Origin of the sequence: Breznakibacter xylanolyticus, assembly GCF_003254275.1 — a bacterium.
Classification (GTDB): Bacteria; Bacteroidota; Bacteroidia; order Bacteroidales; family Marinilabiliaceae; genus Breznakibacter; species Breznakibacter xylanolyticus.
The window spans coordinates 1-19,039 of record NZ_QKZK01000041.1 but is presented as its reverse complement, the minus strand read 5'-3'; the positions used below and the strand labels follow the sequence as shown (position 1 = coordinate 19,039).

Sequence of the window (19,039 nt, the reverse complement as noted above, 5' to 3'; positions counted from 1 at the left end):
AAAACAAAAACTGCCGGAATGTGCGTCCGGCAGTTTTTTCTTGATCATATGAGTGGCAATATCGGACGAGTCAAATCCGACACCGAATTTTGTACGGATTGGGCTCTCTGGTGTTTTTGTTTTTACATCAACTCATTGTTTTTGTTGAGTAAATTCCATGTTTTTGTTGATAGGACCATTTTCATGGCTATTTTAAATTTTGAAAAAGCCGATGGTTTGTTTCAATTCAATGGCAATATGGTTCATGTCAGTGGTGCCCGATGCCACTTCTTCTGAGATGGCCGCGTTTTGCTGGGTGATGCGGTTCAGTTCCACCAATGCTGAGTTTACCTGATCGGCGCCAATGGCTTGTTCCTGTCCGGCAGCCACAATTTCTTGTACCTTATGGTTGCTGGTGTTTAATGCCGGTAGTATCTGGGTGAGATGCTCGCCGGCTTGTTGTGTGAGGGTGGTGCCGCGGGCAATGGCTTCGGCAATGGTTTCGGCGTCCATTCGGCTGCGTTCAGCCAATTTGCGCACTTCGGCGGCCACTACGGCAAACCCGCGACCTGCATCGCCTGCCCGCGCTGCCTCTACGGCCGCATTTAGAGCCAGTATGTTGGTTTGGCGGGCGATGTCGCCAATGACGGAGGCCTTTCGGCTGACATCTTCCATGATCTCGGCAGCATCTACCGTTAATCGTGCACTTTCGTCAACGGCTTTCACCACCTGTGCAACGCTGTGGCCTGTCGATTGGGCGTTGTCGGAGTTTTGCATGATGTTGGCCGCCATTTCCTGCATCGACGAAGAGACCTCTTCGGCGGCTGAGGCTTGCACGTTTGCTCCCTCAGACATTTGCAACGAGGCAGAATTGAGTTGTCCTCCCAAGTTGACCACCGCGTCGGCATTTCCCGAAACGTTGGTCACAATATCACGCAGTTTTACCACCATGTTATCAAGCGATTGAGCCAGTTGTCCCACTTCGTCTTGGCGTTTCATGGCAATGTGTCCGGTGAGCTGTCCCTGAGCCACTTCTGCCGCAAATACGGTGGCTTGTTGAATTCCCTGTATGATGCCTCGATTCAGCAGTGTCAGTAATACGATAAATGCGGGGATGGCAATGAACACGCTCAGTAGAATTTTGAGCAAAAGCGAACGTAGTTCTTTGTTGATGCTGTTCACGTCCGAGCGGATGGCGATTTTCAATCCAACCTCCGGCATGGATTTGAAGTAGAGCCAGTTCCCGTTGTTTGATATTGTGTCGCGGCGGGCTTCGTTGCCGGTCAGTCGGTTCACTTCTGCGATCAAAGGTTGAATGTCCTGCTGAGTTCCTGACAGAATCAAATTGCCTGCCTGGTCAAGGATAAACGGTTGTGAACCGTCAGCCCCAAATTCAGTCATCAATTTTTGTAGTGACGACAGATCCTTCTCCGGAACGCCAATGTATAACATGCCTTTTACTTCGCCATCCACATAAATGGGGTCGTAAATGGTACGATACCATTGATTCATCACAATGGCACGTCCATTAAAACGTGTTCCACTGTTGACGGATTGTGCCACGGGGGAGTCGTAATTGATGTAGGTATCCGTGGCTCGGCTGCCGTCACTTCTACTCACGGTGGTGGCGATGCGCACAAAGCCGTGTGCTGTTTTTTGAAAGACAGTGGCCGAGGCGTGAGTCAGGCGGTTGATTTCATCCACCAGCGTGTTGTTGTGCAACAGTGTTTGATTGCCCAGTTTCCATTCGGGGAGTTCAATGGTCGATTGGGCATTGGTCTGTTGGTCAGTGATGATGAGGGGTGTCGTTCGTGAGTTGTTTTCCTTGAGTGTTCCCGTGTTGTCAAGTTGCTGCCAGGCCACAGCAATGGATCGTTCCAAGTGTTTGATGTTGGTGTTTACTTCGTGTTCAACAATCGATGCCAGCGTATTAATGCGGTTGTTGGCCAGTTGTTGCTCGGAACGGTTGATGCGGTCGCGATGTGTTTGATAGGAGTAAACGGCCAGTGCTGCAATCATTAAGGTGACAAATCCGCCTAGTAACACATTCAGACGGATGGAAATAGGTAGGTCATTTAATTTAGTTTTGAATAACATATTGCGAGAGGTTTAGTGTGTCGGTGGTTGTCGAACGATTGGCTTTGAAAGTCGAAAAGCAGCGTGTTTTCAAGCCTTTCATTCAAAATTAAACGCAATATACTATTCTTAGGTTACTTATTTTTCAGGTGGATGTATATTTTTTGTAAGAAATCTCGTTCCGTGAAATCGTCATCTACAATTTTATCGTTCCATTCTAATATGTCGAGGTCTATTTCGCGGGGGCCAAATTTAGGGCGACTTCGGTCGCGTCCCATTTGATTTTCAATTTGTTTAAGGTTTTTGTTGAGTTCGTTAAACGACTCGTAGGTCGTGCCGCTGACGGCTGTATTCACAAAGTCGGGTTGGGGGATTCCTCCGATAGGAGCGGTCACCAATCGTGGTGCCATTTTCTCTACTTGCATGTGTTTAGCCAACAAATTAATGGCCGCATCAATGTGCGTGTGCGCGTCGATGTTGGATCCGATGGAGATGATGATCCGGTTAAGCATCGCGTGTCAGTGTGAGGGTGAAGATGACATTGTCGGTAAAGCGCAAGGCGTTTGGCTTTTCCACGTCAACGGTTGTCGTTTTAACCTGGCTGTAGGTCATAATCACGCTGGCAATGCTGTGTGTGAGGGCTTCCAGAAGTTTAAACCTTTTTTCGTCCACCAAGGCAATGATGTTTTTATTGATGGCTTTGTAGTCGAGTGCCAGTGCCGGATTGTCACTGATGGCGGCCTCGCGCGAGTCGTAATCTATTTTGTAGCTGATGATGACATCTTGTAGTTTGTCTGTCTCGTGGTCGTTAAAGCCGATGTAGGCTCGAAGTCGTAGTTTTTTGATGTGCAAGGTGCCCATGGTGTGAGGTGTTGAATGTGAAGGAATAACACCATTGGACACACATTTGTTTATAAGTGACTGCCTGAATCTGCGTAAATGATTTGTCCTGTTATTTGTGGGGCACTGTTGAGAAAGTCGATGCCGTTTAGTAATGTTTCGATAGATACAGCTTGCTGCATGGGGCTTTGCTTAATCACGCTTTCGAATCGGTTGGGCAGTCCATCGGTAGCCGGTAGTACCGGTCCTGGTGCAATGGCATTGACGCGGATGCGGGGAGCCCATTCCAATGCTGCCATTTGTGTGAGGTGCATCAATGATTTTTTGGCCAGCAGGTAGGCAGCATGTGTGGAGGTGTTGCGGCAAATCTGAGTGTCCAGTATGTTGATGATGTGCCCTTGTGGGGTTTGTTTCTCGAAGGCACGCATCAGTTCTAAGGGGGCGAAAAAATTGATGGCATGGTTGCGAAGCAATTGCTCAGGGGGGGTGTGGCTGAGCGTGCCCGGCTCAAAAAGGCTGGCATTGTTGACCAGTAATTGCACGTGAGGCATTTCGGGAGGCAATTGCGAAAATATGGTACCTGCCATTTCCCAATGTTCCAGGTTGTGGCAGACCACCGGGAACATCTGTTGGGGATGCAGCACAGTGAGTTGTTGTGAGAGAGCCAGGGCATCATCTGTCGAATGATGACAGTGCAGTGCCACATGATAACCAATTTGAGCCAGATGAATGGCGATTTCACGACCAATGCGTTTGCTGCTGCCGGTGACCAGGGCTGATGAGTGTGGCATGGTGATTTTTTTTGGGGGGTTATTGGCGCACCATCAGACGAAGCGGCAGGCTGGTACCCCATTCCTGATTGGATCGGTTGAGCATGGACACCTTCATGTACCAAATCCCGGGGGGAAGTTTCAGGTCTTTGAGGCTTATTTGTCGTTCGCGCGTGATGCCTACGATGTTGGCGCCGTTGTTGAGGGGGTCTTGCGATGTGGCCTTGTAAGCATAAATCACAAAACGGGTGTTGTGGTCAATGTCTGTGGGGGTGTCCCACTTCACGCCTTGCCACATGCGTTTGAGTTCCACCGGATCCGATTGGGGTGGTTGGATGGCTGTCATGGCCGGAACCAACGCCTTGTGTTTATATTGCCCGATGATTAGCGAGTCCTGAAAGCCTTTAAGTTCACGAAACAGGTGATTGGCACTGAAGTGGATGCTGCCCGATACGCCTTGCGTGTTTCGGGAGATGTTGATTTGCGAAAGCAATTCTTTAGGGGTGTCCCATGGGGCTGCTTCTTTGTTGAGCCGGTACAATGCATGCCCTACAAACAGCGGTTTCTGACATGAATTGGCCGCCCACCAATGGATGAGCGTGTTAAATCCGGCCGATTTGTGGTTTTGATCCCAGTAAATTTGGGGTGCGACATAATCTATCCAGTTTTCCTTGAGCCATTTTATGATGTCGGCATGCAGGTGGTCGTAGTTGGTAATGCCGGCTCTGGTGTCGGAGCCGTTGGGGTCGTCACTGCGGTTGCGCCACACTCCAAACGGACTGATGCCAAACGAGATGTGTGGTTTGGTTTGTCGAATCACCTGCGAGAGCATGGCAATGGTGGTGTCAACATTCTCACGTCGCCAGTCGTTTTTCTGGAAGGGCAGGTAGTTCTTTGGGTTGTAAAGGCGGAATGACATGGTGTCGGCAAATGTCTCACCTTCTTTGGGATATGGATAAAAATAATCATCCATGTGAATGCCGTCGAGGTTGTAGTTTTGAACCAGTTCGCGAACCACGTTTACGATGTGTCGGCGGCACGAAGGGATGCCCGGATCGTATTGGTGGCGTCCGTTGTAGGTCACAAACCATTTGGGGTTTTGGTTTACCGGATGTGTCGGCGACATGGGTTCGTTCACCGACATGTTAGCCCTGTATGGGTTGATCCAGGCATGAAGTTCAAGTTGGCGAGCATGCGCTTGTTCAATCCAAAAAGCCAGGGGGTCGTAAAAAGGCTGTGGCGTCTTGCCCGATGTGCCGGTCAGGTAAATGGACCAAGGTTCAAACGACGATTGGTAAAATGCATCGGAGGTGGGTCGAACCTGTAAGAAAATGGCATTGAAGTTCAAACTTTGCGCCTTGTCGAGGATGCGGATGGCTTCTTTCTTTTGCTCTTCAACCGGCAAGCCCGGTTTCGATGGCCAGTCGATGTTTTTGACTGTGGCTACCCACAGACCCCGCATCTCATATTTGGGTGAATATTGGGCATAGGCGGGGCGGATGATTGCCAACATGGTAATCAGCAGCACTCGAATGGCGAAACGAATGGTCATTGGGTGCCGTCTCATAAGGATTGCAGCGTGTTTGATTCTGCCCGCAAATTAGTTAAAAAAGCAGTTTTTTGTTGCCCTAATCCATTCCTTTCAATTTTCTTTTATTGGTTCCAATATTTTCTGCGATATTTAAAGGGTAAAAAAATTACATTTTCAGTTAATTGTTGTTGTAAGATTGGTCGCGCAAATCTCTTGTGTGAAAGCATTATTCGTAAAAAAAAAGCATGTCACGTATGTCCATTACACGAAACTTTCGGCTGCGGTCGGTACGCCGAAAGGTTTTGATTGGCTTTGCAGTCAATTTGTTGATTCTCATTTTTGTGGGAATGATGAGCGTGCAGTCGGTACGACGCATCAACAACCTTATGGAGTCGTCTGATGAGGTTAATAACTTGCTTTCACATATTTATCAGGTTCGTATCAATGAAAAAAGCATTCGGTTGTTGACCAATCCGGCGCTTTCGTTTGTGACCATCGACAGTCTCACCACGTCCATCGAGACATCCATTCGCGATATTCAAAAGCAAAACGGCAGCAGTCGCTTAATTGAAAACCTCAAGCCCATTCCTGTTTTGATGGACGATTACACCCGTTTGATTCACGAGTATGCCCGTCTTGAAGGCGTTAAGATGCGCTACCGCAACGATGTTGAGAATATCATGACGGCTGTTGATACGCTTCTTTTTGGAAACCATGTTTGGCAAATGCGTGTGCTGTCGGTCGATGAAAAGCAGAACATTCTTCACGCTTCTAAAACCATCATGGCTCATCTCTATCAGCTGGGGATGATTGATCAGGCGGGGGCAAAGAAACAACTGCCTCGTTCTTCGCGCGACTCGCTGGATGTCATCATGCAAAAAATGAGCGATTTTTCGCGAGGGTTGAATCATGCCTCCATGCATCCGGCTGTCAGTGAGATGTTTCGATTGGTGCAGTTTCATCTGTTGCGCTATCGCGAAGCCCAAGATGGTTTAATCAATGCCCGCGAGCGGCAATTCCTGGTCGAAAACAAATTGTTGGCCATGGCTCAGCGCATCGAAGATTATGGTGAGAATGCCAAGAATCTTTACATGAATGACATCGATGTGTTGCGTGCCCGGGTGGTGAGCCTGGTGGTGTTTTTAGTTTTGTTGGGCGTTATCAGCAGTGGGTTGCTGGCTTTCTTGTTTACCCGTCAAATTCGGAAGGATGAAGAAGAACGTGAACTTGCCGAAGTACAGCTTACCGAAAGTCGTAATTTTCTTGAGGACATCATCCGAAACAACTCTTCGCTTATCTCGGTTAAAACCGTGGATGGTTTTTATACCCTGGCCAACGAAAACTGGCTTCGAACATTCCAAAAAAGCTTGGGCGAGGTGATTGGGAAAAAGGATGACGATTTGTTTGATGAGTCTTTGGTGACCCTTTTTGCTCAGTCCGATCAACAAGTGATTGACGCCCGCCGTGCCATTCAATTCGAGAATGAGTTTGTCTTTAACAAGCAACGATTCATTTATTTGACCAATAAGTTTCCCATTTTTGATTCCAATGGCGAAATCATGTCGGTCTGTTCGCTGTCTACAGATATTTCGCTTTTGCGCGAGGCTCATAAGGAGTTGGCCGAGAGTCGTGAGACCTTTAGTAACATGGTGCAGAGTGTGCCAGGGATTGTGTTCAAGGGACGTCTCGATGGGCCGCGTACCATGTTGTTTCTCAGTGATGGCTTTGAGCAGATTACCGGATACAACGAGCAATTGCTTATAGACGGCAAACGCCATTTCATGGATTTGGTGGTGGCCGACGACCGGGATGGGCTCCGTAAAACGCTTTTAGCAGCCCAGCTGTCGGGGGGGCAGTACGAAGCTGAGTATCGAATCATCGACAATCGGGGCTACGAACGATGGTTGCACGAGAAGGGCGCCTTTTTGAACGATCCGTCGGGTGACAACCTGTTGGTGCAGGGCGTGATGGTGGATGTTTCGCAACAAAAAGAGGTAATGGCTGAGGTGTTCCGTCGCGATCGCATCCTCGAAGGGGTGGCCGGTGCGGTGCGTGAGTTGATTGGTCATGCCGATATGGAGGTGGCCGTGTCGCGGGCTTTGCGTATTATTGGCCAAAATGCCGGGGTCGATTCGGCGTTTATCTTTCGCAATAGTGTCTCCGAAAAGGGAGAAGCCCTCTTTTCGCATCTCACGGAATGGGAGCGTGGTCATATCGATCCCATCCATCGTGGCGGGTTGCAAAACCTCTCTTATCGTAAGTTGGCGCCCGGGTGGTATTTTACCCTCTCGGGTGGCAATCAGGTGGTGGGGTTGCGTTCTGCATTTCCCGACGATGAGCAGCATCTGTTTAAATGGATGATGGTCGAAAGTATTTTGTTGGTGCCAGTGTTTGTGCAACAGGGATTTTGGGGGTTCATAGGGTTTGGAAACCGAAAAGGAAATGCTCTTTTTGGGGATTCTCAGCGTGCAATTTTTAAGGCTTTTGCCGATACTGTGGGCATTGCGGTGGCCAAAGACCAGGATGCGGCTTTGCTGGTCGAGGCCAAAGATGCGGCTGAGGCTGCCACCAGTGCCAAAAGTGAATTTTTAGCGCGCATGAGCCACGAAATTCGAACCCCCATCAATGCAATCGTGGGATGGACGCATCTGGCACTCAATAAAAATCCCGATGCCCGTCAGGCCGATTACCTGCGTAAAATTCAGTCATCATCCAACTCGTTGTTGGGCATCATCAACGACATTCTTGATTTTAGTAAGATTGAGGCCGGTAAGTTAGGCATCGAAACCATTGCTTTCGATTTGGAGGCGGTGTTTGAAGATTTGGCCGGCATTGTTTCCTATAAAGCAGCCGAAAAGGGGCTTGATTTGATTTACGACATTCGGTCGGATGTGCCTTTGAGCCTGGTGGGCGATCCTTTACGTTTGGGGCAGATTTTGATTAATCTTGTTAATAATGCGGTAAAGTTCACGCAAAAGGGACATGTGATGGTGACCGTTGAAGTACAATCGCTGACCGATAACGATTATCAATTGCTGTTTGGCGTTCGCGATACTGGCATCGGAATCAGTGATGAGCAAAAGGCGAACTTGTTTGACACCTTTAGTCAGGCCGATATCTCGACCACCCGTCAGTATGGTGGAACCGGTTTGGGTCTTTCCATTTGCAAACGTCTCACTCGCCTGATGGGGGGCGATATATGGGTAGAGAGTGTTTCTGGCAAGGGGAGTACCTTCTTTTTTACGGTGAAACTCACTTCACAAAAAAAGCAAAAGAAAGATCAAATTCATCAATTGGTGAGTGGCAATGGGGCGACGGTACTGGTTTGCACCGATTGCCCGTTGCAAGGAGCCGTGTTGTGCCGTATGTTGTCTGAGTTCGATTATGAGTTTCATCTGGTACGTGATGCCCGGCAGGTGATAACGGCAACGCAACAACAGCATTTTGCTGTGGTGATGGTCGATCGGGAGTCGATGGGGGGTGACTTGTTTGCCGAGGTGGTGCAGCATTTGAAAACCCGGGAGATGCCCGTTGTGGCTCTGGTGTCAGCATTTGGTGGTGAAGATGTGCTGGCCGAAATTGATCGACTTCAGGTCAAGTCGGTGGTGTATAAGCCTTTTGTTTATACCCGTTTGTTTAATAAGTTGCTCAAAGCAACCGGACAGGTGGGGTTAAAAGAGTTGAACCGTCAGAAACGTCAGGTGTCGGCATTGAATGAGTTGCGCAATCGTAAGGATGTGCGGGTGTTATTGGTCGAAGACAATGAAACCAATCAACAGATTGGGGTGGAGTTGCTCGAAATAGCCGGTGTGGCTGTCGATGTGGCCGATAATGGACAAATAGCCATTGATATACTTCGTCAACCTGGAGCACTTGAGCGTTACAGTCTTGTGTTTATGGATATTCAGATGCCCGTGCTCGATGGTTATGCGGCCACACGCGCCATTCGTGCTATGCCCGGGTACGACAGCTTGCCGGTGGTGGCCATGACGGCTGAGGCCATTGAGGGAACCCGCGAAAAATGTCTGGCCTCCGGCATGGATGATATGATTTCTAAGCCCGTGAATCCGGAGGAGATATATGAAACCATTTTGCTTTATCTGCCCGAAATTGAAGCGGATGAGTCGATTGCCACTGACGAGTTGAATGGCGAGAAACCCTTGCAGACGGCTTCGTCGATTCCTGTCATTAAGGGGTTAAATATTGCTGAAGGGTTAAAGAGGTTGGTAAATCGTTGGGATTTTTATGATCGCTTGTTGGTGCGTTTTTATGCCGATCATCTCAATTTTATCCAGCGAGTGAAGGAGTCATTGGCTGCGGGTGATCATGAAACAACCCATCGGATGCTTCATACTTTTAAGGGCATCAGCGGTACTATTAGTGCCAGTGAATTGTATAACTTGGCGATTTTGACCGAGCAGGCTTATAAAAACGATGATCCCGGTTTTATGGAGTTGTTTGAAAAAATGGCCAACGAGCTCGATGAGTTATTGCATGAACTGAAACACAGTAAGTATTTGAAGATTGAATAGTAGCTGCTTATAAGCGTTGTAATCGTCAAATACAAAGATGAGTTTTAAAGTTATAGATGTGATAAAATAAAAACCCCGCCACGACATTGTCGTGGCGGGGTTTTTTGTGGTTGTGTATTTTCATCAGAAAGGTAAATCGTCACCTTCTTCAGCGGGTGGGATTTGTGTTTCCTGATATTGAGGCAATGGTTCGTTGCTGGCAGCGGGTGTGTCAATGCCCTCGATACGCCAGGCTTCCAGGCTGGTGAAATAGCTGGTGCGTCCATCTTTTTCCCATTTACGGCCGCGGATGTCAAAGCTCACTTTGAGCATTTGCCCGGGTTTAAAGGCGTCAATGATGGCGCAACGGTCCTGCGTGAGCTGAAATTTGATGAAATCGTTGTAAGCGCTGTTGCGCTCGTTGGCCACTTCTATTACAAATTCGCGTTTCTTGAAGGTGGCCGTCACTTCTTGTGTGGCTTCGGTCAGAAGTAATTGACCTTTGATGTCGTAACTCATAGTTGGATGGTATTAGGCTTCAATAATGACAATTTTTTCAATCACATCGCCGGCACGGATGGCGTCAATCACATCTTCACCTTCGTAAACTTTGCCAAAACAGGTGTGTTGACGGTCGAGGTGTTTGGTGTTGGTGCGGCCGTGGCAGATGAAGAACTGTGAACCGCCTGTGTTGCGTCCTGCGTGAGCCATCGACAATACCCCACGATCGTGGTATTGGTTTTCACCATTCAGTTCGCAGTCGATAGAATAGCCGGGGCCGCCGGTACCCACGCGGCGATCGCTCATGTCGCGCGAAAAGGGGCATCCTCCCTGTATCACGAAATCGGGAATGACGCGGTGAAAGGCCAGGCCGTTGTAAAAGCCTTCGTTGGCCAGTTTCACGAAGTTTTCAACTGTTTTAGGCGCATCGGCCTCGTAAAACTTCACTTTCATCACCCCTTTAGAGGTGTGTATTTCAGCAGTTTTCATTAATGGATGTTTAATAGAAATAAGGTTTGCAAGTTAGGAAAAGCTCCCCATTTCACCAACAAAACATGAGTGGGACAAGCATAAAAAAACCATCTCCGGATGTGGAGATGGTTTGTGTGGCGCAGTTTATTGCGTCTTATTTTTTCACAATTTCGAGTAATTCGATTTCGAAAATGAGGGCTGAGTTGCCCGGGAGTTTCTCTCCACGTGCTTGTTCGCCGTAAGCCAGTTCGGCAGGGATAAATAGTTTCCATTTAGAGCCAACAGGCATGAGTTGTAACGCCTCTGTCCAGCCTTTGATCACGCCGGTTACCGCAAAAGTAGCGGGTTCGCCACGATCTACCGAGCTGTCGAACACAGTGCCGTCGATCAAGGTGCCGTGATAGTGGCATTTTACCTGGTCGGCAGTGGTGGGTTTTGGGCCGTTACCTGCTGTGATGATTTGGTATTGTAACCCCGACTCGAGGGTGATCACGCCTTCTTTGGTTTTGTTTTCTTCTAAAAAGGCTTGTCCTTTTTTGAGGTTCTCATCAGCAAGGGCTTTTGCTTCGGCATCTTTTTTGGCGCGAACTGAAGTAAACTGTGTGTTCAGAATGGCATCGGCCGACTGTTCGTTGAATACCCCGTTGTTGCTAGTTGCCAATGTGTTGAGGAAGCCTTGCATGTAGGCTGCTTCGTTGATGGTGTCGAACTGTTGCTTGCGGAATTTCAAATATTCTTCGCTCAGTTTTGATTTTGCAAACGAGCTGGCAAACGATTTGAAATCAATGGTGTCGAAAGTTGAGCGTTCGCCACTGAATTGTTTTACAAATTGGTCAGCTTCCATGAAGCCCAATGCGTAGCTAAAGCTGTCGATGTTGTTTTTCAGATCAGGCTTGCCTGTACCGGGCACTTTGGTACAAGAGCTCATGCCAATGGCTGCAGCTGCAGCGGCACAAAGAATGGTTCTTTTTTTCATTTTTATTGGTTATAACATTAATTGATTTGTAATAATTCTAATTCAAAAACAAGTGTAGAGTGAGGCGGAATAACGTCGCCGGCTCCCCGGTCGCCATATCCCAATTCCGAAGGGATAAAGAGCTTCCATTTTGAACCCACGGGCATCATCTGCAAAGCTTCGGTCCACCCTTTGATGACGCTGTTGAGGTTGAAATCGATGGGTTCGCCTCGCTCAATGGAGCTGTCAAAAACAGTCCCGTTGGTGAGGGTGCCGATGTAGTGGCATTTTACATTACTATCCATTGATGGAATGGAGCCTTCACCGGCTTTGATGATCTCGTACTGAAGTCCCGAAGGCGTTGTGTGCACTCCATCGCGAAGTTTATTTTGCGCTAAAAAAGCCTTTTCATTTTCGGCAAATTGAGCCAATTCTTTTTGTTTGGCTTCCTCGGCTCGCTGGCGTACTGCGTTGAACTTATTACGCAACACATTGTCGGCAATGGAGTCGGTGAAGATGCCGTTGCCGTTATACGTCAGTTGGTTGATGAAACCCTGCTTGTAAATGGCAATGCTCAGTGTGTCGAATTGCTCTTTGCGATACTTCACATAGCTTTCTTGTACATTTGATTTGGCAAACGATTTGGCCAGCAGGCTCACGTTGAGGGTGTCGAACGGGAATCCATCGTGCGAAAACTGTTGCAGGTATTGTTGTGCTTCAAGGAACCCCAGCGCGTAACTCACGCTGTCGGTTTGGTTGGTGAGTTTTGGAAGCGCTTTTTTGGGAACCTGTGCCAGGCAGAGGCCTGCAATGGCAAGTGTTCCGACCAATAGGGTTGTTTTTTTTGTGGTCATAATGATGGTTTTGTGGGGTTATTCAATGCCCAATAGTTCAACCTCAAAAATGAGGGTGGTGTGGGGGCCGATTTGATCGCCGGCACCTCGTTCGCCATAGGCCAATTCTGATGGGATAAAGAGTTTCCATTTAGAACCCACGGGCATCAGTTGCAGGGCTTCAATCCAGCCGGCAATTACACCGTTAACGGGGAACACGGCCGGTTGTCCGCGCAATACGGAACTGTCGAAAACATCGCCGTTGATGAGCGTTCCATGATAATGGCAGCGAACGCGGTCGGTCGCCTGAGGCTTCGAGCCGTTGCCTTCGGTGATGATTTGATATTGCAATCCGCTGGCCAGTGTTACCACGCCTTCGTTTTTGGCGTTGGCTTCGAGAAACTGTTTCCCGGCAGCGATGTTTTGGTTCATTTGTTCTTGTTGAAGGTTTTGGAAGAAAGCTCCCAATAACGCATTAGCTTCATCGGGAGTCATTTCCATGCCTTGTTGGGCCAGTCCGTGGCTGATTCCACGGCTGAATGCCGCCTCGTTTAAATCTTTAATTCCCGATGAGCGCAAGTTTTGGGCAACGCTCAAGCCCAGTGAATAGCTAATTTTTTCCATTTATGATGTTTGAAGAATATTTCTTGAAAAAGACTTGCGAATATACATTTTTTTTAGGTCTGCAAATGGTACTATTTTTTTGTGGCACGCAGCATTTCCCGTTTGTGAGGAGGTCCGGGAAGCCGTTCTGTTTCAAAGTCACAGGTATTGAGCATGCGTCGCACCGAGCCTTTGGCGCAATAGGTTACCAGTGTGGCGCCGGGCGTCATCAGTTGGTTGATTTTATTGAACACTTCATTGCACCACAAGTCGGGGTGTTTGTCGGGGCCAAAAGCATCAAAATAAACCAGATCGATGGGGGCTTGGGGGGTCAGGTCTCTAAAATCGCCTTCCCATTTCAAGAGTTCAAAGTTGGGGGTAAGGGGTTGCCATTGGTTCCAGTCCGATGCGTGTAATGCTTTAAAGAATTCGGGTTGGCCAAGCGTGGTGCCATAGTTGATTTTTTCGGCCAGATGGTTGTTGATGGGGTACTTCTCAACCGTTTGGTAACGGATGTGTTTATCATGAGCATGCACCCTGGTGAGCAAGGCGTTGAGGCCGGTGCCAAAGCCTATTTCAAGGATGTTGACTGTAGGGCGGTTGATATGGAGAAGGCCGGCCTTGATGTACACATGTTCCGATTCGCGAATGGCGCCATGTACCGAGTGGTAATGTTCGTCGAGTTCCGGTACATAAAGGGTGTGCGAACCGTCTTCGCTGACAATGAGTTCTGTTTTGATTTGGTTCATGATGGTAGTACTGTTTGCAGCGCAAAAATAGGAAGAGTGCTCCGGATGCGTGCAATCTTTCTGCTGAATTGTTATCATTGCACTCATGGAGCTTCGCAAAATCATACACGTGGATATGGACGCTTTTTTTGCCTCCATCGAGCAGCGCGACCATCCCTCGCTTCGGGGCAAGCCGGTGGCCGTGGGGCGTGGCGAAGCACGCGGGGTGGTGGCCGCAGCCAGTTACGAGGCTCGTAAGTTTGGCGTTCATTCGGCCATGCCATCGGTGACGGCCATACGCAAATGTCCCGGGTTGATTTTTATGCCGCCCCGTTTTGAGGTTTATCATCGCATCTCGGCACAAATCATGGACATCTTTCACGATTTTACCGATCTCGTGGAACCGCTTTCCATCGATGAAGCTTATTTGGATGTTACGCAAAACAAGTACAACCTTCCCTCGGCCACCATCATTGCACAAGAAGTTAAGCATCGCATTTGGCAAACCACCGGCTTAACAGCTTCGGCCGGGGTAAGTGTGAATAAATTCCTGGCCAAGGTGGCATCGGGTTATCAAAAGCCCAACGGGCTGTGTGTGATTGCGCCCGATGAGGTGGATGACTTCATTGCCCGGTTGCCCATTGGCGATTTTTACGGCGTGGGCACCAAAACGGCCGAGCGGATGCACGAGTTGGGCATTTTTAACGGGCGCGATTTGCAGCAGATGTCGCTCCCTTTTCTGGTGCGTCATTTTGGCAAGTCGGGCGCCTATTTTTTTCAGATTGCCCGTGGGATTGACGACCGTCCCGTAGAACCGCACCGCGAGCGCAAGTCGGTGGGCATCGAAAACACCTTTGAGCGTGACTTGACCCGACTCGAGGCTGTGGTGGTGGAGGTCAATCTGCTGATTGAGGGCTTGTGGGAGCGGGTGTTGGAAGTGGGGAAAACCGGGCGCACGCTCACGCTCAAGGTGAAGTATCACAATTTTGAGCAGGTGACCCGCTCGCGCACCCTTGCCGTGGGCATCGACCGGCGCGAGACCATTCAAAAGTTGGCCTACGAGCTGCTCGAGCAGGTCGATCTCACTCAGTCTGTGCGCCTGCTGGGGCTCACGGTTTCCAATTTTGAAGGTGAGCAGGTGCCTCAGGCCATCCAGCTCACCATTCGGTTTCCGGAAGTGGGGGAGGATGTTTAATTTATACCGTTTCGGTATTTTTCAATTTGATTTTGGGATTGTTTAATTTGTTGATGGATGAGTTGACTTTTTCGCGCGTCTCCGGTTGCAGGAAGGTTGGGATTAGATGATTTAAGTGAATTCCCAAAATGCGATGGATGATGACCAAATCTTTTAGCGAAAACTGCGAAACACCGTTCATTAACTCACTCATGTAGGATTTGGGATGGCCTAAGATTGTGCCCAAATCCTGTTGTGTCATATTGTGTGCTTTTAGCTTCGTACGAATTGTCTCTTTTCTTTTTTGGATAAAAACCGTTTCGTTTTCGATCAACACATTTGCTGTATCGGACTCTTTAATTTGTGAATCGCTGATGTTATCGAGGTCTGACCAATGGCGGTCTTCGTAATCTTTAATTAAATCACGAAGTTTGTTGCGTAAAGGCTTCAGGTGAGGGTTTTCATCGCTCATTAACCTTAGTTTGCGTTCCAGGAGTGAAGCCTTTTGTAGGTCATATTCGTTTTCAAGCCTTTCGATGCAAGCAATTTCTTTGATGTTGTGAATCTCTTTCATGATGGCTGATTTATTGAATCCAGTGATGGTTGCTTAACCACTTTTTTATCACGTTTCGATTGTTTTTAAATGTCTTTTCATAATCATCATGGTTGCCGGCCCATACAATGGTGGCTTCGCCATTGTCGGTAAACTCAATTAATATCATGGCTCGGTGTATGTGGATATTAAAAAAGTAGAATTCTCCGCCATACACACAATCGGCATCCGGACGATTGGCGGTGAGTTCTGCCGGGTTTTTCCAATGACTTTGTTCAATGTCGTTGATGAGCTGCTCAATGGATTGGATTAACCGCGTGTTGCCTTTGTTTTTTTGAATAATCTTGATTAAGATGTGTTTGTTGATTACTCTCAAGATGTTTCAGGGTTAGGTGTTATGCAAAGATAAGGATTTTGTTCGGGTGTGGTTAGAACTTTTTTGTGGTTGAATGTCTCTTCGAATGTCCTGACAGATCGTGTTGTGCCTGTGTTAAGCGACAAAGCCGGACAATTTCTGTCCGGCTTTGTGGTGTCATGTCCTTTGTTTGTTTACTGGCGCGCCAATCCCTCAGCCATTTCTGAGAACTGCGTCAGTAAGTCTTTGCGCAGGTTGCGGTAATAGGCTTTCACCACTTTGGCGTTTTCTTTGCCGTCGGGGTGGTTGGCACGGTTGATGAACTCATTGCGGAAGTTCAAGGCTTTGCTAACGGTAGCAGCCAATGCGCTATTATCTGCGTTTTCAATCATCATCATTCTGAAGTAGCATTCCGAAATCAGTTCTGATGCCAGAAAATCGATGTCTTTTTTCAATTCTTTGATAGATGCCATAACATTTGTTGTTAGTTGTTTCTAAATGCCCTTAGGCATTTGGTTGCAAATGTAGTGAAAATTAGATGGTGAATGCCATTGAAATTTTTGGCATTAATGATTGGTTGCTGACGTGATGGTGTATTCCCCATCGTTGATGGCATAGTTAAATCCAAAGGTTTTGCATATCACCTGCACCACTTTGTCGGGCGAGGCCTGACGGAAGGTTGCTGTAAATTGAAGGTTGTTTATTTCATCATTGATGGCATTCACCTGCACGCGATAGGTGCGGCTGAGTGTGGCAAACACTTCGTGCAGTGGCGTTTCCTCAAAGGTGAGCACGCCGGTTTTCCAGGCCAGGTAGTTGATGTCGGGGTTGAGGGTTTTCTCGAGCTGGCCGGTTTGCGTGTTCAGGATGGCTGTGTAGCCTTTGGGCAGGCGCACGCGTTCGTGGTTGGCATTGACTTCCACCAGACCTTCGTCCACAACTACGGTCATTTGGTGGTCGTCGGGGTAGGCCATCACGTTGAACGAGGTGCCCAGCACGGTCACGTTTATTTGGCCGGCATCAATGATGAAGGGTTTTGCTTTATCGGGGGCGACCTTAAAATAGGCTTCGCCCGTAAGTTTCACGCTGCGGGTGTTCCCGTCGAAGGTTTCGGGATAGGTGAGGGTGCTGCCGTTGTTGAGCGACACGCTGCTGCCGTCCAGCAGTTGCAGGTCGTTTACCGGGGCGTTGACAGCCATGGTTTGCAGGTATTGAACGGGCTGAGGTTGTGCCAGCCACATGTGCATGCTTCCCCAGCCGATGAGCAACGCCAGGGTGGCTGCCAGGGCTGCCACCACGCGCTGGTGCAGGCGCAGGCGGCGCATCAGGAGATCAGCTTCATTGGTGCGTTGCTCGGTTGCCGGGAGGCTGATCTGAGCCATGACTTTTTGCAGGGCAGCATCGGTTTGTATGTCGGCCGTGTTGAGGGCATCGCCGGCAATGTCCCAGCCCAGGCGGGTGTCGGTGATGAGTTGCGCCACCATGGGGTCGGCATTGGCCAGGGTTTCCACCTGCTGACGTTCGTCGGCCTCGGCTTCGCCCGACATGTACCGGGCAATGAGTTCCCAGTTGATGTGGTTATTTGTTGTTGACATGGTCGTTTGATTTGCAGGTTAGTTTTCGAAGTAAGGCGACGATTTGAGATAAGCCAGCGTTTCGCGCAGGTGTTTGAGGGCTTTGCCGATTTGCACCTCCACCGTTTTGGGGGAGAGTTGCAGGGCTTGGGCAATTTCTTTGTATTTCATGCCATCGAGGCGGTTCATCTTAAATATTTTTTTGCGTTGTTCGGGCATGGCCTCAATGGCCTGGTAAATTTTGTCCATCAGATGCGGGTCGGGCAGTTCGGGCGGCTCCTCCCAGGGTGTGTCGGGGGGCTGATGCTCGTATTTTCGAACCGTTTGCATGTGTTTGATTTCGTTGTGGCAGCTGTTGCGCACCGATACCAGCAGATAGGCCTCCACCGAACGTACTTGCAGTTGTTTGCGTTGCTCCCAAAATTTGACAAACACCTGCTGCACGATGTTTTCCGACTGGTCGCGGTCGGTGAGGTAGCGCATGGCCACCAGCACCAGCCGCTTGTAGTGCTGGCGGAAAACCTGTTGAAACGCCAGACTGTCGTCGTGGGCGATACGGGCAAACAAGTCGCTGTCGGTGGCTGCCGTGGGGTGTGACATGGGTTTGTTTTTTGATGAGACAACGGTGATGCGCCATTCCCTTATCCGGTTGGTCGCAGGATGATGGTTTTGGGTTGTTAAAAATAGTTAATCTGGTAATTCCTTCTGCCTTCGGTGCCAAAAAAAAGTGTTGTGTGGCGCATTCATGATGGCAGGTGGTGACGGTGATGGCGGTGTTGCTTTTAATTTGATATGAATCGACACTCTGAGATTGTGAAATGAAATCAAATCACCTCTTTGGTGTTTCTAAACGTGTAATTGTGTGGTGTTGATGTTTTGATTTGATAGTTTTAGGGTCAGAAAACGATTAAAAACGAAGCGCTATGTCAAAGCAACATGTTGAAGATTTGCTCACCAAGGGGGGCAGCGATAAGATGTTTCGCATTAAGTACGACAACATCTTTACCATGGAAGAATTTGTAGAACTGGCCAAGGTCGATGGTTTCGACTTTACGGTGGATGAACTCAAGCAGGTGTTGCGCGAGAATTGCGACTCGTTCGACTCATACGGCAACCCGCCTAAAAAGAGCATTTGGTTGAAGTGAAGGTTTGTTTTTCGACCCCGGCAACCGATGTCCCTGTGCGCAAGCGGCAGGGTGTCGGTTGCTTTTGGTTTGTGACGGGGATATGGCCCCGCATCCCCCCTTCAATCCCCTTTCATGGGGGGGTGACCGAGACTATTCATGGAACTGTGTCTGCAATATATAAATATTAATTTTGCAGACAATGAAAGACAAACCAGATTTCAGTTACGAAGACTTTGAACGGGAAGCGATCAAGGGACTTTATGAGAAAAAGAATTTCATGGGTGAGAACGGTGTTTTCACCCCTCTGATCAAGCATTTTTTAGAAAAGGCATTGGCCCTAGAGCTTGAACAACACCTTAAACATGAGGGCGGAAACAAGCGAAATGGGCTTACGACCAAAACAGTAAAAAGCTCTACCGGAGAGTTTGAATTAACAACCCCTCGAGACAGAAACAATA

Annotated in this window: 20 protein-coding genes; 4 read left to right on the top strand and 16 right to left on the bottom strand. The window is 48.6% G+C overall.

The window, feature by feature from the left end; translation table 11 throughout:
- Positions 1–192 precede the first annotated feature (192 nt).
- From LX69_RS15590 to LX69_RS15570, 5 genes are all read right to left on the bottom strand, one after another.
- Positions 193–2,076: a methyl-accepting chemotaxis protein gene (locus tag LX69_RS15590; RefSeq protein ID WP_111446972.1), complete on the bottom strand. Its 1,884-nt coding sequence runs from the start codon at positions 2,074–2,076 to the stop codon at positions 193–195.
- 113 nt (positions 2,077–2,189) lie between these two features.
- Positions 2,190–2,567 carry a 2-amino-4-hydroxy-6-hydroxymethyldihydropteridine diphosphokinase gene (folK, locus tag LX69_RS15585; RefSeq protein WP_111446971.1) on the bottom strand — a complete coding sequence of 126 codons (378 nt, stop codon included), beginning with the start codon at positions 2,565–2,567 and terminating at the stop codon, positions 2,190–2,192.
- Entirely contained in the window at positions 2,560–2,916 is a 357-nt protein-coding gene (locus LX69_RS15580) for a dihydroneopterin aldolase (protein WP_111446970.1), read from the bottom strand. Before LX69_RS15580 ends, folK begins: the two co-directional genes overlap by 8 nt.
- A 50-nt stretch (positions 2,917–2,966) precedes the next feature.
- Positions 2,967–3,686 (bottom strand): SDR family oxidoreductase, encoded by a 720-nt coding sequence (locus LX69_RS15575; RefSeq protein WP_111446969.1) that lies wholly within the window; start codon positions 3,684–3,686, stop codon positions 2,967–2,969.
- 19 nt (positions 3,687–3,705) lie between these two features.
- Positions 3,706–5,232: a glycoside hydrolase family 10 protein gene (locus LX69_RS15570; protein WP_111446968.1), complete on the bottom strand. Its 1,527-nt coding sequence runs from the start codon at positions 5,230–5,232 to the stop codon at positions 3,706–3,708.
- Positions 5,233–5,450: 218 nt separating this feature from the next.
- On the opposite strand from LX69_RS15570, the gene LX69_RS15565 reads away from it, so the two are divergent.
- Positions 5,451–9,728, top strand: coding sequence for an ATP-binding protein (locus tag LX69_RS15565; RefSeq protein ID WP_170124426.1), 4,278 nt, complete (start codon positions 5,451–5,453; stop codon positions 9,726–9,728).
- A gap of 123 nt (positions 9,729–9,851) precedes the next feature.
- Here the strand turns inward: LX69_RS15565 and LX69_RS15560 are convergent, their stop codons facing one another.
- The 6 genes from LX69_RS15560 to mnmD form a co-directional block, all read right to left on the bottom strand.
- On the bottom strand, positions 9,852–10,226 hold the full coding sequence (locus LX69_RS15560; RefSeq protein ID WP_111446966.1) for a DUF3127 domain-containing protein: 375 nt from the start codon (positions 10,224–10,226) through the stop codon (positions 9,852–9,854).
- 12 nt (positions 10,227–10,238) lie between these two features.
- Positions 10,239–10,697, bottom strand: a complete 459-nt coding sequence (locus LX69_RS15555) for a peptidylprolyl isomerase (RefSeq protein ID WP_111446965.1) — start codon at positions 10,695–10,697, stop codon at positions 10,239–10,241.
- A 136-nt stretch (positions 10,698–10,833) separates the two neighbouring features.
- A complete protein-coding gene (locus tag LX69_RS18280; RefSeq protein WP_317046410.1) occupies positions 10,834–11,655 on the bottom strand; it encodes an FKBP-type peptidyl-prolyl cis-trans isomerase in 822 nt (273 codons plus the stop codon).
- 17 nt (positions 11,656–11,672) lie between these two features.
- Positions 11,673–12,488 carry an FKBP-type peptidyl-prolyl cis-trans isomerase gene (locus LX69_RS15545; RefSeq protein WP_111446964.1) on the bottom strand — a complete coding sequence of 272 codons (816 nt, stop codon included), beginning with the start codon at positions 12,486–12,488 and terminating at the stop codon, positions 11,673–11,675.
- Positions 12,489–12,506: 18 nt separating this feature from the next.
- Positions 12,507–13,091: an FKBP-type peptidyl-prolyl cis-trans isomerase gene (locus LX69_RS15540; RefSeq protein WP_111446963.1), complete on the bottom strand. Its 585-nt coding sequence runs from the start codon at positions 13,089–13,091 to the stop codon at positions 12,507–12,509.
- A 71-nt stretch (positions 13,092–13,162) separates the two neighbouring features.
- Positions 13,163–13,819 (bottom strand): tRNA (5-methylaminomethyl-2-thiouridine)(34)-methyltransferase MnmD, encoded by a 657-nt coding sequence (gene mnmD, locus LX69_RS15535; RefSeq protein ID WP_111446962.1) that lies wholly within the window; start codon positions 13,817–13,819, stop codon positions 13,163–13,165.
- An 85-nt stretch (positions 13,820–13,904) separates the two neighbouring features.
- On the opposite strand from mnmD, the gene dinB reads away from it, so the two are divergent.
- Positions 13,905–14,993: a DNA polymerase IV gene (gene dinB, locus LX69_RS15530; RefSeq protein ID WP_111446961.1), complete on the top strand. Its 1,089-nt coding sequence runs from the start codon at positions 13,905–13,907 to the stop codon at positions 14,991–14,993.
- 1 nt (position 14,994) lies between these two features.
- Here dinB and LX69_RS15525 read toward each other — a convergent pair whose 3' ends face one another.
- The 5 genes from LX69_RS15525 to LX69_RS15505 all read right to left on the bottom strand — a co-directional run bounded on the left by LX69_RS15525 (position 14,995) and on the right by LX69_RS15505 (position 18,054).
- Positions 14,995–15,546, bottom strand: coding sequence for a helix-turn-helix domain-containing protein (locus LX69_RS15525; RefSeq protein WP_111446960.1), 552 nt, complete (start codon positions 15,544–15,546; stop codon positions 14,995–14,997).
- 10 nt (positions 15,547–15,556) lie between these two features.
- Positions 15,557–15,901, bottom strand: coding sequence for a type II toxin-antitoxin system HigB family toxin (locus LX69_RS15520; RefSeq protein WP_111446959.1), 345 nt, complete (start codon positions 15,899–15,901; stop codon positions 15,557–15,559).
- A gap of 173 nt (positions 15,902–16,074) precedes the next feature.
- Positions 16,075–16,353, bottom strand: coding sequence for a hypothetical protein (locus LX69_RS15515; RefSeq protein ID WP_111446958.1), 279 nt, complete (start codon positions 16,351–16,353; stop codon positions 16,075–16,077).
- Positions 16,354–16,446: 93 nt separating this feature from the next.
- Positions 16,447–17,475, bottom strand: a complete 1,029-nt coding sequence (locus LX69_RS15510) for a FecR family protein (RefSeq protein ID WP_111446957.1) — start codon at positions 17,473–17,475, stop codon at positions 16,447–16,449.
- 18 nt (positions 17,476–17,493) lie between these two features.
- Positions 17,494–18,054: an RNA polymerase sigma-70 factor gene (locus LX69_RS15505; protein WP_111446956.1), complete on the bottom strand. Its 561-nt coding sequence runs from the start codon at positions 18,052–18,054 to the stop codon at positions 17,494–17,496.
- A gap of 323 nt (positions 18,055–18,377) precedes the next feature.
- Here LX69_RS15505 and LX69_RS15500 point away from each other — a divergent pair, with 323 nt between their 5' ends.
- Positions 18,378–18,599, top strand: coding sequence for a Nif11-like leader peptide family natural product precursor (locus LX69_RS15500; protein WP_111446955.1), 222 nt, complete (start codon positions 18,378–18,380; stop codon positions 18,597–18,599).
- A 181-nt stretch (positions 18,600–18,780) separates the two neighbouring features.
- A partial coding sequence (locus LX69_RS15495) for a transposase (RefSeq protein WP_185741723.1) occupies positions 18,781–19,039 on the top strand: 259 nt, incomplete at its 3' end.

What these genes read in the sequence shown, in the direction of transcription:
- LX69_RS15590 (WP_111446972.1), bottom strand. Translation starts at nt 2,076, where the DNA reads ATGTTATTCAAAACTAAATTAAATGACCTACCTATTTCCATCCGTCTG.
- folK (WP_111446971.1), bottom strand. Translation starts at nt 2,567, where the DNA reads ATGCTTAACCGGATCATCATCTCCATCGGATCCAACATCGACGCGCAC.
- LX69_RS15580 (WP_111446970.1), bottom strand. Translation starts at nt 2,916, where the DNA reads ATGGGCACCTTGCACATCAAAAAACTACGACTTCGAGCCTACATCGGC.
- LX69_RS15575 (WP_111446969.1), bottom strand. Translation starts at nt 3,686, where the DNA reads ATGCCACACTCATCAGCCCTGGTCACCGGCAGCAGCAAACGCATTGGT.
- LX69_RS15570 (WP_111446968.1), bottom strand. Translation starts at nt 5,232, where the DNA reads ATGAGACGGCACCCAATGACCATTCGTTTCGCCATTCGAGTGCTGCTG.
- LX69_RS15565 (WP_170124426.1), top strand. Translation starts at nt 5,451, where the DNA reads ATGTCCATTACACGAAACTTTCGGCTGCGGTCGGTACGCCGAAAGGTT.
- LX69_RS15560 (WP_111446966.1), bottom strand. Translation starts at nt 10,226, where the DNA reads ATGAGTTACGACATCAAAGGTCAATTACTTCTGACCGAAGCCACACAA.
- LX69_RS15555 (WP_111446965.1), bottom strand. Translation starts at nt 10,697, where the DNA reads ATGAAAACTGCTGAAATACACACCTCTAAAGGGGTGATGAAAGTGAAG.
- LX69_RS18280 (WP_317046410.1), bottom strand. Translation starts at nt 11,655, where the DNA reads ATGAAAAAAAGAACCATTCTTTGTGCCGCTGCAGCTGCAGCCATTGGC.
- LX69_RS15545 (WP_111446964.1), bottom strand. Translation starts at nt 12,488, where the DNA reads ATGACCACAAAAAAAACAACCCTATTGGTCGGAACACTTGCCATTGCA.
- LX69_RS15540 (WP_111446963.1), bottom strand. Translation starts at nt 13,091, where the DNA reads ATGGAAAAAATTAGCTATTCACTGGGCTTGAGCGTTGCCCAAAACTTG.
- mnmD (WP_111446962.1), bottom strand. Translation starts at nt 13,819, where the DNA reads ATGAACCAAATCAAAACAGAACTCATTGTCAGCGAAGACGGTTCGCAC.
- dinB (WP_111446961.1), top strand. Translation starts at nt 13,905, where the DNA reads ATGGAGCTTCGCAAAATCATACACGTGGATATGGACGCTTTTTTTGCC.
- LX69_RS15525 (WP_111446960.1), bottom strand. Translation starts at nt 15,546, where the DNA reads ATGAAAGAGATTCACAACATCAAAGAAATTGCTTGCATCGAAAGGCTT.
- LX69_RS15515 (WP_111446958.1), bottom strand. Translation starts at nt 16,353, where the DNA reads ATGGCATCTATCAAAGAATTGAAAAAAGACATCGATTTTCTGGCATCA.
- LX69_RS15510 (WP_111446957.1), bottom strand. Translation starts at nt 17,475, where the DNA reads ATGTCAACAACAAATAACCACATCAACTGGGAACTCATTGCCCGGTAC.
- LX69_RS15505 (WP_111446956.1), bottom strand. Translation starts at nt 18,054, where the DNA reads ATGTCACACCCCACGGCAGCCACCGACAGCGACTTGTTTGCCCGTATC.
- LX69_RS15500 (WP_111446955.1), top strand. Translation starts at nt 18,378, where the DNA reads ATGTCAAAGCAACATGTTGAAGATTTGCTCACCAAGGGGGGCAGCGAT.